The sequence below is a fragment of the candidate division KSB1 bacterium genome, assembly GCA_034506395.1.
Classification (GTDB): Bacteria; Zhuqueibacterota; Zhuqueibacteria; order Thermofontimicrobiales; family Thermofontimicrobiaceae; genus Thermofontimicrobium.
On the sequence record JAPDPQ010000036.1, the window covers coordinates 20,809 to 35,809 of the forward strand.

The window sequence follows — 15,001 nt, forward strand, 5'->3', positions numbered from 1 at the left end:
GGTTAATGGGACTTAACCGCAAAAACAACACATTGTGCTTCTCACCTCGATCATTCCGTGAGCGTAAAACGCCCGGCTTGATATCTTACTGGCCATTTCAGAAAATCTTCGCTCAATCGGGTGGGATCGATGCCCATGCAGTTGGCGATTTTGCGGGCAAGGTTGTTATAATTGGGTAATACGTGGGGAATCACCTCGTATTCTCCCATTGGGAGCCCCTCCAAACTGAACAAAAAATAAAAATCCCTCCCTACCGCGTCGATGGTTACCTCCAGCAGTTGGCCGAAGCCAGCCGTAGGCATGGCGCGGGTAATCACTTCACCGGTAGTGAGGTTATGGATGATCACGCCTCCCAGAAATTCATAAGTAGCGTTAGGCAGCACGACCGAAATCCTCTCTCCAATCGAGTAAAGATGCACCACCACGCTCATGATACTGGAGTCGCCTTTGTAACCACGGCTGAGATGAGTCGTCACTTCCAATATTTTTCGAATCAATGGTGTCGGGCTTAAACGACCTTTGCTATCAAGAGACTTATCACCATAGACAAATTGGCCGTCGCGGATAGCGATGGGATTGGCTTTTACCGTGAAATTAGCGACGTAGCCATAAAGATCATAGATACCGTTTAGACTGGTTCCTGCTGTGAAATGAGGAGGCAGGCGTAAGGTAAACTCGCCTTTCGCATCCGTCCATGTGCCGATGTCGAGCCCATTCAGATAGACGAAGATATTTTCAAAACTACTCTCACCGCTCAATTGCATCTGACCAGTGATAGTGGTTCTTCCCCCAGAAATTTTGTCATCGAAAAATGGATTTTGGCAAGCGGTGATCGTAATGATGAGCGCCAGAATCGAAACAGCGGTCTTTTTCCCCATGGATTTTTTCTCCCTGAAAAGCCAAAATGGCTTATAATTGAAATCCAAAAGCTAAATAAAAGCGCCGATCCCGAAGTGCCAAGCCCTGCAAGAGCACCTGATCACCCACCAAAAGATTTCTGCCGGAGAAATTCAGCAATAATTTCGTTTTCCAGAGCTTGAGTTGCTTATTGACATGCAGATCCAGGTTGGAAAAGCTGGGTAGCAGCACCTCCGAAAAATAGCTGTCCAAAGTCCGCAACCAACCGATTTGATCACTTTCATGAAACCAAAGTAACTCAATGGACCAGCCCGCATGATCGACCATCAGCTTACTGGTGATTTTGAATTCGGATTTGAAGGGAAACGCGGCTTTCTCTGGAATTTCATTTTTAGCCAAACCCAGCTCGATTGTGAGCTTCTTCTGCAAAAAATAGAGGCGCTGCTTCAACTCTACTCCACTGATCTTTGCCGTCGGCACATTATCGTAAAAGACAATTGGAATGAACGGCATTGAGAACGACCGAAATTTATTGGTGTAATAGGTCTGAAAATAGGAGGCCGTCATATTCCATCCCTTCCAGATCGGATGGTCGAGTTCCCGAGTCAATTCGATCCCGAGCTCAAGGCTTTGAATGCGCTCCGGCTGCAAGGGCGTTTTTAAATTGAACAGCTTAAGGTTCAATAGGCTGCTAGTGGCTTGCTGCAAGGTTGGAAATTTGGTATTAGCCCCATAATTGAGATAGGATTGGAACACAAGCATCGGTGTTTGACCAGCGAGCATCAGCCCGGTTTTGAGACTGGTGGCCTGCCAATGATGCCTGAGTTCTGGTTCTTTCAGGTTAAATCCTTCATCGGGATCGAACTTTTGGATTTCGGACTGCTGTTTGTCTAAAATCTGATCATGGCGGGCGCTCAGATCGACCTCAAAATGATTCAGCCACACTGCACCAGCCGGGCCCTGGGCTTTCACCACTGCTACCCAGCCATGATGCTGCCGCTGCAGATCGTTCTGCTGCAAAACAATAGCATGGTTAGTAAATTGACGATTATCTTCAAAATCCAAATGCCCTGCCTCATATTGATAACCCAAAACCCCTTCAAGTAGCCTCACTTTCATCTCCCTTTGCACCTGAAAATGTAGCGTTCGATGATGAAACGAACGTTTCAGCGCTGTGGCCTCATAATGGAGCGATTGGTCGCTATCGAGATGATGGAGCGAGGACTGAAGCTGCCAACCATTCAACCCCAGCATCGAGCCATGGTAATTCAGTGCCGCAATCCAATTAGCATCTTTAACCTGTTCACTTTCTCGATAATTATAATAATCGAGGCTGGAAACCAGCGAGCCGAAAGTGAGCAAATTCATCGAATCGTTGCTTTCGTCCTTACCGAAACGATATTGAAGGTCCAAAGCGTGGTTGGCGTTGCGATTGGCAATTCGGTCATCCGAAGTTGCACCATCTACAAAATACCGTGTTGCGTCGTTGTTCTGAAACGCATAGGAGAGGCCAAGCTTACTAAAGTTCTTATTCAGATCAACAGAAAAAGCTTTGGTTCGATAGGTGCCAATCCGATATTGAATGCGGGCAAGATATTGTTCATCAATCTGGGGCACAATATTGATTACGCCGGAGAACGCTTCTGGACCGTAGAGCGCCGTGTTCCCGCCTTTGATAATTTCGAGCCGCTGCAAATTATCGATGCTGAACTGGGCCAAATCCGCCGTGTTATCCAGCAAGTTATTCAACTTGACGCCATTATAGAGGACCACGACGTCATCAGCATTGCCGCCGCGGATCGAAAGGCTTTTCTTGCCGCTCAACGTTTCATCCACCTGGATGGCCACATCGCGGGCAAGATAGTCACCAGCATCGACAAATCCCCGAAGCTCAAAACTTTTTGCATCCAGCAGCGAGAGGGACTGCGGAAGGTCACGGCTGATTGCGATCGAGCGCTTTTCGGCTTCGCCAATCACTTCGATAGGGGGCAAAGGGATAATTCTTGGTCGAAGAGAAATTATTGGACGAGCTCGGAGCGAATCGATGGAAATGTCAGCAGCATAATAAGAAATATGCTGGAACCTCAGCCGACCAGTGGCGAACCCCGCTGGAATCTGGAGCAAAAATTGTCCCGCGGGCGACGTCGTCGTTCCCCATGACGTTCCCATCAGCGAGATGTTGACCCCGCTGATGGGATGATGGGTATTGATATCCCGCACTGTCCCACTAATGCGGAGCAATTGGGCTGCCGCTGTGGATAGAAAAAGCCACTTTTGCAATATAATGATGGAAGCTGCTTTTTTCACGTTCGCACTGATAGTTAATCGTTATTGGAAGAATTGAGCTATCTAACCAGGCTCATCTTCCGCGCCAAGACAACATCCCCGGCTTTGAGACGACAGATATAAATTCCTGATGGCATCATACGCCCCTGATCATCACGGCCATCCCAATGGACTGATTGAGCGCCTGGCTGCTGATGACCACTCACTAAAGTGACGATCTCTTCACCATTGACATTGTAAATTTTGAGTGAGACGTCACCTGAAGTACTGATCACGTAATCGATGCGCGTATCTGGATTAAAGGGATTCGGATAATTGGGTAGCAGAACGATCCGATTGGGTCGAGTCAGATGATCTCGATTTGGATCAACCGAGACAGGATTACTCATGGTGAGAACGATTGGAATCCTGTGAATTGATTTATGCGCCGCGGCGTAGCCCATTGATTGGTTGACGATCGAAATCGATTGAACGCCGACGATCCCGTTAATTTGTGGCGTCTGGTCCTCCCAGCTCAAACCGCCATCAATAGTTTTCGCAATGAAAGGATGTGCATTGCTTTCGCCGCAAATCCAGCCGATTTTGCTTGTCACAAAATGGACCTCTCGGAGGCTGCTCCCACCATGAACATCGATGATCCATCCCTTCCCACCAGTTACGGTTCTCGCGATCGTCATGCCCCCAGCTATTCCTCCAATCGCCCAACCGCTATCGGCGGTGACAAACTCGATATCGCGCATTGGAGGATTGCCCGTTACCAGGGTGGTTCGGATCGAATCAATGCAGGACCAGTGGCTCCCTCCATCGATGCTTTGAAATACATACCCGTCGTAAGTAATAGCCCAACCGATTTGTTCGTTGATGAACGAAATGCCAGTAATTTCATTCTTTGCTGGGCTAAATTGATCAGAGGCGAGCCTCCAGGTCGCGCCTCCATCCACCGTCTTTTGGATCACCGGCTTGTATGACACCGTATCGCCACCCGCTGCATAGCCGATTTGGTCATTGACAAATTCGATTTCCAAACAATAAAACGGCGTTGTGGTAACCTGAGTCCATGTCTTACCTCCATCTGTGCTTCGGCGAATACCCAATTGGCTCTTTTTAGCCTGGAGACTGGCATAAAGAATAACAGTCTCAGAGATGGGACAGAGAGCATAGCCCCACCATCCCGTTTTTCCTGCAACCGCTTCTTGAGCTTCCCAGGTTCTGCCACCATCAATCGTTTTATAGATGAAATCGGTCCCAATCACCCACCCAGTCGTTTCATTTACAAATCGAATCTTATGGAGCTCCTCTTGTGTAGGAAACAACAACTCACACCATTGACTCGAAGCGTCGCTTAATGGCATAGCGACAAGAAATAATGCTAAAAGCCATGCTTGAATTGAGTTTTTCATTTCTTATTCCTCCCAAATTTCTCAGCTATTCATCTAGCAGTATTATTATTTTGTCAGATTAAGCAAATAGCCGATTTTGAAGCTGCAAACCTCCCTTTGTGTCCTTTTCAATGTGGGGAATTAGAGGTAATTTACACAGCCGGTTGTCGGTGTAATTTAGGTCCATATCGTGCTGGGATTTGAGTAAATAGTGCCTGAACGAAAGCCATTAAATTTGAATTGAAAAATCGTTCCGGTCCACTATTTGGCGAAGAGGAATCTGGATACATTTAGATCGTGAAAATTATTGATTTCTCTTCACCAACTTTCCGGTCGAAACGAAAAAAAGATCAGTTTTGCTTCGAGCACCAAATGGTTCATCAAAAAAGCGCGATCCCAACTTATCGAATAATTATTGAATGCGATTACTCAAGCTGCTCTGTGGTAGCGATTCTATTGCATTTTACTAAGTCATCTTCAATTTGGTTCAACAAAAAAATTCTTATAGTAACTGCAAAGTAATTGGACGCTGCGCGTTGTTCAGAAGAAAGTGGTTTGGCCTATCCAATGGTTCGCTAACTTTCGCATCAGTTAGGAAGCAACAGCTAAGGCCCAAAGAGTTTTTTCAGAAAAAGAAGGCCTCTCCGGAAGTCCATTGACCTCCAGAAAGGCCATTTTCTTTTAGATTGGAAAGCCAATGCTCAAGCTTAAGCAAAATTCGATCAGCGACAATTGCTATGGTTCATTCTAATATCAAATAGGCAAAACTATCCAAAAAGATCATGACTTAGCCACCTTTTTAGGCAGTTCATCGACCCATTTGAAAATTTTGTCGTAAGTGATCTTGATCAATTTATAAACCAGGCCATCGTATCGGACGAACATATAGTATCCTTTGTCTTTCTCATACTCTCTTCCAAATAGAATCATCTCACGCTCTTTGCCTGGCTTCTGGAAGATAATGTAATGGGTGGCGCGATCGACCCCATATTTCATCGGCTTATTGAAATCGCTCAGCGAAATCGCTCCACCTCCGCCAATGCGATCGACCACTTCCTGCGCACGAATTTGGGTGACATCCCGAAGGAAATTATCCACCTCTTTCTGATCCAGCTTGATCTCCCGAGGACCTTTTAAGAGCACCCACTCTTTCTCAGTTCTGGTAGATTTCGTGGAATCGGGATTGGTGACCTCGACTTCTTTTTTGTTCTGTTTCACAACGAGCTCTTTCCCATTCGCCACTAAAGCAACAAACTCTAAATCGTCCTTTTTCTGATCAACTGCTAACAGGTCGACAAAGCTGTTATCATTGAATTGCGTGAGAGTGTCAACTTCGCCATAGATACTGAGGCTCGACAACAGATTTTTATCAACCGCATAGACCTTCTCTTTGCCTCCGAAGCGGACGAACCCAGAATTGTAATCATCCCCGCGTTTGCCGATCACCAGGTTCACCAGGGGCTTATTGGCCTCATCTTTCAACAATAGATGGATCCCCTGAGCATCGCTGATTTTGTAAGTGTCGAAATGACCGGCGCTGGAAGAGCGCACTTTACCAGTCATCTCAAGCACATTGTTCAGTAGACCGTCAATTCTGCTTTTTTGGGCTTTGCAATTATATTTAGTTGTGATGTACCAATTGCCATCAGCCATGGTAAATGCCATGCGAATGGGCTGCTGGCCTCCAGTTTCCTTGTAGACCTCGATGTTCTTGATGTCATCTTTAGAGACACCAATCACGACCGATTGCACCAAATCGTCCACATTGACACTTTTGTACTTCTGCTTCACAACCAAACTGAGCGCTAGATAGATAACCAGCAGCCCCACAAAAACACCTGCGAAAGTGTAAAGCTGTTTTTGTTTCATTGCCCCAATCCTCTATTTTTTCTCCGTACCGTTACCCAAACTAACCGATCATATAATCCAGATGAATCGAGCTATTTGACCAGCGAAGCGGAACTGATACAGTTTCACTGGCCTCGAATTGATCGAATTATTTCTTTTTTCTCTTGAGATTAATGAATATCCCCAATGCGATGAACACCAAAGGTGGGAACCAGACGACGAACGCCTTCGAGAGCGCTTTCCCTACTCCGCTGGTCGCTCGAATGCGTCGGGCCACAATGTTCTTGGATCGAATATTAATCAGTTCATCGCCGAGGGTCAAGGCATCGACCGCATTCAGCAGGAGCGCCCGATGGCTGGTAACCGCTTGCAAGATGTCACTTTTGAACATATTGCTGCATCCAATAGCGATGATCTTGTTCTCCTTTGGCTCTCCTGTAATCTCGGATGGCCTCTCTGGCTCTGTGGTATCTGGCTTGCTTCCGTACTCATCCGTCCATCGCGGAATGTTTTGATCCACATATTTCGGCTTGAACTTGCCGCTCACAAAGATACCAAGCGGTTGGTGCCTTAATACATCTTCAGCAGGGGGTTCAGAGACATCGATATTTCCATAGCCATATGCATCTCGCGTCCAGCTAAAATTGCTCGACGTAAAAAGCACTTTATGATCCAGCTTATTCTCTTTCATGATGTCTTCATGAACCAAAAGCCGCGTTCCGTACATGTAGAACAGCTCTGTGATCTTATTGGATATCGACACTTCAGAATTGATGTTTTCTGGGTTTACTTTGATGATTACAGGCTTTGTGACTGGCTCATAACGCTGTTCGCGAATTTGAAGAATCCCCATACGTCGGGTTTGATACACTGGAATTTGAATATAGGCACTGCTCCGATCCATGAACACTTTGTCATCGAATTCGAAGCCATAATTTTTTGTCAATGAATTGATATTGAGCCGACTCGGCATTCCCCGCAGATCAAATTGCCCGGGTTGCCCAGGCGACGGCATGATTTGGTAATTGTACTCCTGGGCCGCCATCACCACACGCACCCCGTTGTGGATCGCTTTGTCGATCTCATAAAGCTGACGTTCAGTGAGCGGCTGATCAATCATTAATACCAACGTCTGGATATCTGAAGGTATTGGATCGTTTTTCTTAATGTTGGTCCGCGTCACATCATATCCAGACTCGCGCAAGAGTTTCTCCGCATAATCGTACTGATCGGGCGGCTGCTGCTGATAGTACTGCCGATATTGCGCCGGGATTTCGGGTTGCCCTGGATAGAAGGCGATTTTGGGCCGCTTGTTCGAGACCAGTTTATAAATTCGCGAGATGATCTCATATTCCAGATTGCCGAACGTCTCAGGACGGACTTCTTCGATCACATCCTCTTTCCGATCCAAATAGGACAGCACCAGCGACGAATAAACGCGCTTCACTGATAGCTCGTCGCGCTCTGTGCTCTGAACGCCAAAGGGAATCACACCTCGTTCATAAAGCTGCTCAGCAATCTTTTTCCGAGTGACTTTCGGTTTTTTCTCATCAGCTTTGATCACATCTTTTGACTTCTGTTTCTCTTGTTCCTTACTCTTCTGCTCTTCGTATGCTTCCTTTTCTTCTTCCGCCGATGGATCGAAAATCTTGTATGTTAATTTTCCACGGGATGCCATCCGCAGCTCCTCCAATTTATCGATCACATCCCGTTCCAGGTTCTTCCACTGCGTCGGCATCTTCTCTGAGGATGAAACATAGTAGGTAATTTCGATCGGTGCCTCTAATTGCGACAGAATTTTTCCCACTGACGGCGATAGCTTATAGATTCGATTGGCGGTCAAATCGAATCGACCAATATTAAAAATATTCACAATCATGTTGACCAAAATGACAATACCCGCCAATAAAAGGGCGCCGATAACAAAAGTCCGAATAAATTCCTTCTTCAAATCTCTCATACTAGAATTTCCTCCTTTCCAGCGATTTAGCATTCAGGTAGAGGAATAGTGCGGTAAACGATAAGAAATACACAATGCTCTTCAGATCAATCACTCCCCGTTCAATATCATTGAAATGGCGCGTGACGCCCACATATTGATAGAGGAATTCGCCAAGCCCAGGGATCCAGCCATCAATCACCATGGGGACAAATTGCCAGCCGATCAAGGCCAAAAAACCACAGCTCAAACTCGTGATGATCAACGAAACGATTTGATCGGAAAAAAATCCTGAGATAAAAATTCCTACGGCCAGATAAAAAGCTCCCAACAAAATGGCCCCGAAATAACCGCCAATGATCGGGCCAAAATCTGGTTTCCCTAAAATGACTAACAAAATTGGGATCACCAGTGTGCCAGACAGCGCCACCAGATAGAACACAAAACTGGCCAGAAATTTACCGAGCACGATGTGCTCTGTCTTCATCGGCAAAGTCAATAACAGTTCCACTGTGCCCAGTTTGTGCTCTTCAGACCAGAGCCGCATGGATATCGCTGGAATGAAAATCAACCCCAAGGTGAGCGGCAGTGCCGAGAAAAACTCCCGCATATCAGCATTCCCATAAAAGAAGAAAGTAAACATATAAATGCCCGAATTGAGCAAAATAAAGATCACGCTGAATACATACGCAATAGGCGAATAAAAATAAGCGCGAAATTCGCGTCGAAAAATTATCCCGATATCTTTCATGCTGCACCTCCTTGCTCTCCGACTGTCTCAGACGCTGCCCTTTCGGCCCCATTCCCCTGAGTCAATCGAATAAAAGCATCTTCCAACGAAAGCTTCTCCGGATGAAACTCCAAGATCTCCCAATTGTGACTCCGGATAAATTCGTTCAATTTCTCGACAGGGTCAACATTGGATTTGAAGAACAGATGCGCCGCCACTTCGCCGCGCCGGCGATTGTCATCGTATTCGATATTTTCCAACCCAGATAGCGATTTGAGCGCTGCCTCGAAATCCTTTTTGGCGCTCTTGACGGCCAAGTAGACCGAAGTCTGGCGTGTGACACTTTTGCGCAAATCTTCAAAGGTCCCATCGGCGACGATTCGGCCTTGGTTGATTACCAAAATCCGATCCGAAATGGTCGCCACTTCTGGAAGAATGTGGGTGCTCAAAATGATGGTCTTCTCATGGGCGAGACTTTTGATCAATTTCCGAATGCCGATGATTTGCAACGGGTCCAACCCGGATGTCGGTTCATCAAGGATCAGCACTTCTGGGTCGTGGATCAACGCTTGGGCCAGGCAAGTTCGCTGCTTGAATCCTTTCGATAACTCGCCGATCTTCCGCTTCAAAACGGGTTCTAGCCCAGCAGCCTGAACAACCCAATCGAATCGCTGCTGGAATTTGCCGTTCAAATGCCTAGCTTCACCGATGAATTCCAAATATTCTTTGACCAGCATATCGGAATATAGCGGCACAGTTTCGGGCAAATAGCCGATCAATTGCCGTACTTCGAGGGGATGTTCGAGCACATCGTAGCCCCCTACTTTCACAGTGCCAGATGTCGGGGCCGAATAGGTTGTAATGATCTTCATGGCTGTCGATTTCCCAGCGCCATTCGGACCAACAAACCCGACAATCTGACCCTTTTCAATCTTAAAACTAACGTCAATCAGCGCCTTGGTTAATCCGTAGTTCTTGCAAACTTTTTCCAGTTCGATCATAACACTTCCCTTTGTTACGATTCCAAAAATGTTTCATTATTTCACATAAATTGAAAAATGACCGCTTGGATCATTAGAAAAATTGCAAGATAATGCAGAAATGAAAATGAGTAAGATGGAGAAAAATATTTAAATCTGATTTTCTGATTTGAGGGTTCAAACCTAACTCCTAATTTATGCGCGGTTCATCATAACAATGTAACTGCCTTATGATATCATAATTAAGCGATTAGGTTGAATTTCTTGATAACGCAAAAGTCAACACTATAAACGTCTATCCCTCCGTTAATGTTCCCAGCTAATCAAAATTTTTGATGCTGCTTTGGCTCCGTTGCTTATCTTCCAATTGACCAACGCTTCGAACACCACCGACAAAAATGGCAACCTTTCCGAATTTATCAGGTTGCCATTTCGTTCTCATTTCGCTAAACTTTAATGAATTGATATATAGCGCTTAAAGGAAAACTTACCTTTTGTCCTTTCGACCGCATGGAGATATCTGTAAGCCTTACCTCCTAAATGGAAACAGATTCCTCACTTCGTTCAGAATGACCTTTTTAATTCAAATTTAAAGGTTGTGTTCGGTCATTCGATAAAGAGAATTCTCCGCTTATTGCATGATCGGCTCTATTTGGATTCGACAAATAACGTTCCGGCTGTAGCAGAGAGCACCGCTAGTGCAATAGGCAGATAAAAGGCATCCGAGATCGCCCAAATTTCCAATAGCGAAGCTAATTGGTGGTCTGTTTCATGATCCAATCACCAATGAGTTGAAGCGCCGAAGGAGCGATCGTTTCTTCAATCACTGCATATTCATTTGGCGAGCCGGTCTTAGCAGTTTGGAACAAATGATTTAATTGTGGCAGCGAACGAATCGTTACCTGGTTATTTCCTCCCGCCTTCAATGCCGCTTCAATCGCTTTCAAATTTTCCCTTGCTGGGACTTGTAGATCGAGCTCTCCATTGATCGCCAATACTGGGCATTTTACTTTAGAGAGTGCAGTTTTAGGATCGTACGTGAGGAACAATCGGAACCACGGCGATGTGAGCTGTCGAATTTGAGCGTTGATGTAAATTTCAGGATCGCTAATTGCCTTCCTTTCCGTGTCGCTGAGTAGCTCAATAGATTGCTTAAGTATTGGACGAAGCTTTCTTATCGCATTCGAATCATCTGATTCATGTTTTAAGACGGCAAAAATTTGCTCTTGGGAGTGCCGATTTTTCGCAATTATCGAATCATTAGCACCATTTGCCCGAGCGATCAGCTCAGCCTGTTGATACAAAATTTGCTCTCCAGTGAGACCAGTCCCAGCCATAAGCACGATAAACGCCACATCCTTCGAGCGGGCGGCAACCATTGGGGCCACGATCCCTCCTTCACTGTGTCCGATCAAACCGATCTTTTTCGGATCGACATCATCCCGAGTTTTGAGATAATTTACAGCCACGAGTACATCCGCAGCAAAATCCTCAGTAGTGGCTTTAGAAAAATCTCCTGTCGATTTTCCCACCCCGCGATCATCCATCCGTAGCACAGCAATTCCACGGCGAGTAAGGTAATCGGCCAGTACGAGAAACGGCCGATGGCCGAAAATGGCCTCATCGCGATCCTGAGGCCCGGAACCAGTGATCAAAATTGCTGCAGGAAAACGACCTTTGCTTTGGGGGCGGGTAAAGGTACCAGCCAGATCGACCCCATAGGCTTCATTGTGAACAGTGACCTCCTCTTCCAGATATGGATAGGGCCTGGTTGGCTCTTGAGGTCGATTCAATTTCGGAGCGGTATCGGTGCGCGTCAATTCCAACGGAATGGAGATTCCGCTTTGCTGCCAGTTTCCTGAGATCGAGTTGAAATCCGCTGCGATTTTACCTTTGAACAGCCCTCGGATCATCGCAACTTCAATAACCAAAGTGTCCTGAACAATGCTCGTACGAGAGGTAGCGATGTTGAAAGCACCTTGATCGGGGCTATCAAGTGCCGTGGTCAATTCGCCCGTTTCGCTTTTGTTGAGATGAAAGACTATCCTCAATTCGGCACCTGGAAAGGATAGTTTGCCCTGCCAAACGCCAATCAAGCGGTCGACTTGCGATGTCAATTGCAGATTTTGTTGGGCAGACACTAAATGAGGAATGAAGGTCAAAAAATAGCAGCAGATCATCATAAAGATCAACGAAGTCATTTTTTTCATAATGCTTCCTCCCTGAATTTTCGCGAAAATATCCCAATGTTACCATATAAACAGAAAGTGCAAGAAAATTTCATCACCCGCTTGGATAATTTTCTGAAACAATATTAGTCTCAATGGGACAATGCAACCAGCAACTGCTCAAATGCATAGCATCCCCAATCCAGCACAATGAAAATTTCTTGAGATGCATACGCTTTTCCCCTGCTGGCGAGAAAAGTGTTCACCCATTGATAAACCAAAATGGGCCGTTTATTCGTTGCTATTTTATAATGACCTCAAATTTATCGGGAGCGCTGTGTTCTCCCGTTGCGGACATCAATGGAGCCAGTTCGGAACACTTGAATGATGTCGGGCAAATTAGGAAAGATCTGGCAAACTTTTCCGATTGCTTGTTAGCGTAAGCGAGGATCAAGAGCGTCGCGCAGCCCTTCACCGATTAGGTTGTAACCCAGCACGGTCACGAAGATCGCTAAGCCTGGAAACACAGTCATCCACCATGCGAAATGCATCACCGAGCTGCCCTGCCATAGGATGTTTCCCCAACTTGGCGTGGGTGGCTGAACGCCCAATCCTAAAAAGGACAGACCAGATTCGACCAAAATGGCCGAAGCGACACCGAGCGTAACGGCCACAAACACTGGAGCAACGACATTGGGAATGATATGGCGCCAAATAATGCGCCAGCGTCCAATGCCAAGTGCGATAGCGGCCTGGATATAATCCCGTCCCCGAACCGAGAGCACTTCTGCCCGCACCAACCGCGCTAAGCCTGGCCAACTCGTGATTGCAATCACGATCATTACGTTATAGATATTCGGTTCCAGCATGGCGATAACCATTAATAACAGGAAAAACGATGGAATGCAGAGGATTAAGTCGACAAACCGCATGAGGATGTTATCGATTTTCCCTCCAAAAAAGCCAGCGATCGCACCGATCAACACGCCAATTAATCCCGCAAGCCCAGATGAGATAAAGCCAACGCTCATGGAGATCCGAGCGCCGTAAAGCACGCGGGCAAAAACATCCCGGCCATTCATATCCGTGCCAAACGGATGCCGCCACGATGGCGGTTGATAGATTTCGTCGAGATTGATGGCATTAGGATCATATGGGGTCAAAAGCGGGCTGAAGATGGCCGCCAGACTTAAAATGATAATTACGATCGCACCAGCAACTGCCAATTTATTCTTGCAATACTGCCGAAAAATGATTCTCAGCATCGAGCTTGATGAGACGGTCCGGTTCATAGGCTTAATGATAGTTCAAACTGTGATGATTTTTCAAACTGTTCTTAATTGGAATTGATCTTTGAGTGAATTTCTATCATGTTCCAGATCGTTACGGCGATTCTGCAATGGGTTTCCGCTTCATAAAAACTGGCTCGCTTGTCCTTTCAAGTTTTGAGCCAGTTCTCTCTTAGCTGATAACCTCCGATAAAGTAATCTTCGATTTCTTCAAAATTCAAATGCTTTACAATGTCCGTATCTTGCCTGAAAAGGCAAACAGCTATTCATTCGTGTCTGAACGAAAACTATTGACTTTTTAGCAGAAATGTCATTCCGAACGAAGTGAGGAATCTGGTTTTTATACGATTATTGGCCTCAAGGATTTCTCCCTGCGGTCGAAATGACAGAAACATGGGTTTTCGTTCGGGTATTAATTAACATTTGATTGAAAGAAAGCGACTCCAGCAATTGTATGAGTGATCGACATTTTTTCAATCGTTATTCGTTTTTTTGACCCGACAAGAATTGTCATTAGCCGAAATCAAAATGGGAGTTACAATATCAAATCAATCATACTTGATCCTCGGATCGACGATTCCGTACAAAATATCTGCCAACAGATTCCCAAACAACAGAAGAAACACAGAGAATACGGAAGTGCCCATAATCACAGGGTAGTCGCGCGCCATAACAGCTTCGAAAGCCAGCCTTCCCATGCCTGGCCACGCGAAAATCTTTTCGATGATGACACTGCCACTGATCAGTCCAGGCAAGCTTAAACCCAGAATGGTTACAATTGGGAGCAATGCGTTGCGCAATGCATGTTTGAAAATTACCGTGCGTTCGCTAAGCCCTTTGGCTCGCGCTGTCGTGATGTAATCTTGGCGGATGATTTCCAACATACTGGAGCGAGTATATCGAGATAACCAGGCCAAACCAGCAAAGGCCTGGACAAACACTGGTAAAATGGCATGTTTGAGTAGGTCCCAGCTCCGCTCCCAAAACGTCAAGGATTGAAAATTCACCATGATTGAATGCATTCCTGAAATAGGCAACCAACCCAGTTTCACCGAAAATACCAAGATCAGAAGCAGCGCCAGCCAGAAACTGGGGATGGCCATCCCAATAAAAACCATGACAGTGGAGACTTTGTCGAACACAGAATATTGTTTCACTGCCGATAATATGCCAATCGGCACGGCAATGAAATAGATCAGCAGCAGCGCCGCGACATTCAAAATGATCGTATTGGGCAACGTTCGCATGATCTTCTGCAATACTGGTTGACTATCTTTGAAAGAATAGCCGAAGTCCAGCATCACCATTTTCTTCACCCAGTTCCAATATTGGATATGGAGCGGCTTATCCAGGCCATAGATCTTCTCCAGCCGCTCACGGGCGATGGCCAGCCCCGGCTTCATTTGTGCCTCCAGATCTGATGGTTTGCCAGGCGCAAGGTGAATAATGAGAAATGTAATGATGGTGATTCCGAAATAAAGGGGAATAATAGTTAGAATCCGACGAATGATGTAATTGCGCATC

General features: G+C 46.0%; 10 protein-coding genes. All 10 read right to left on the reverse strand.

Annotated elements, in window-relative coordinates:
- Positions 1–50 precede the first annotated feature (50 nt).
- The 10 genes from ONB37_17345 to ONB37_17390 all read right to left on the reverse strand — a co-directional run bounded on the left by ONB37_17345 (position 51) and on the right by ONB37_17390 (position 15,000).
- A complete protein-coding gene (locus ONB37_17345; protein ID MDZ7401926.1) occupies positions 51–878 on the reverse strand; it encodes a hypothetical protein in 828 nt (275 codons plus the stop codon).
- A 31-nt stretch (positions 879–909) separates the two neighbouring features.
- The gene (locus tag ONB37_17350) at positions 910–3,165 is read right to left on the reverse strand and encodes a TonB-dependent receptor (protein ID MDZ7401927.1); all 2,256 of its coding nucleotides are present in this window, start codon (positions 3,163–3,165) and stop codon (positions 910–912) included.
- A 38-nt stretch (positions 3,166–3,203) separates the two neighbouring features.
- Positions 3,204–4,544 (reverse strand): YCF48-related protein, encoded by a 1,341-nt coding sequence (locus ONB37_17355; protein MDZ7401928.1) that lies wholly within the window; start codon positions 4,542–4,544, stop codon positions 3,204–3,206.
- 759 nt (positions 4,545–5,303) lie between these two features.
- On the reverse strand, positions 5,304–6,392 hold the full coding sequence (locus tag ONB37_17360; GenBank protein ID MDZ7401929.1) for a DUF4340 domain-containing protein: 1,089 nt from the start codon (positions 6,390–6,392) through the stop codon (positions 5,304–5,306).
- A gap of 127 nt (positions 6,393–6,519) precedes the next feature.
- Complete coding sequence (locus ONB37_17365) at positions 6,520–8,331, reverse strand: GldG family protein (GenBank protein ID MDZ7401930.1); 1,812 nt, start codon at positions 8,329–8,331, stop codon at positions 6,520–6,522.
- A gap of 1 nt (position 8,332) precedes the next feature.
- On the reverse strand, positions 8,333–9,061 hold the full coding sequence (locus ONB37_17370) for an ABC transporter permease (GenBank protein MDZ7401931.1): 729 nt from the start codon (positions 9,059–9,061) through the stop codon (positions 8,333–8,335).
- On the reverse strand, positions 9,058–10,041 hold the full coding sequence (locus ONB37_17375) for an ABC transporter ATP-binding protein (GenBank protein MDZ7401932.1): 984 nt from the start codon (positions 10,039–10,041) through the stop codon (positions 9,058–9,060). The genes ONB37_17370 and ONB37_17375 overlap by 4 nt, the downstream gene beginning before the upstream one ends.
- A gap of 731 nt (positions 10,042–10,772) precedes the next feature.
- Positions 10,773–12,230 (reverse strand): alpha/beta fold hydrolase, encoded by a 1,458-nt coding sequence (locus ONB37_17380; protein MDZ7401933.1) that lies wholly within the window; start codon positions 12,228–12,230, stop codon positions 10,773–10,775.
- 392 nt (positions 12,231–12,622) lie between these two features.
- Positions 12,623–13,453: an ABC transporter permease gene (locus tag ONB37_17385; GenBank protein MDZ7401934.1), complete on the reverse strand. Its 831-nt coding sequence runs from the start codon at positions 13,451–13,453 to the stop codon at positions 12,623–12,625.
- 572 nt (positions 13,454–14,025) lie between these two features.
- On the reverse strand, positions 14,026–15,000 hold the full coding sequence (locus tag ONB37_17390) for an ABC transporter permease (GenBank protein MDZ7401935.1): 975 nt from the start codon (positions 14,998–15,000) through the stop codon (positions 14,026–14,028).
- Position 15,001 lies beyond the last annotated feature (1 nt).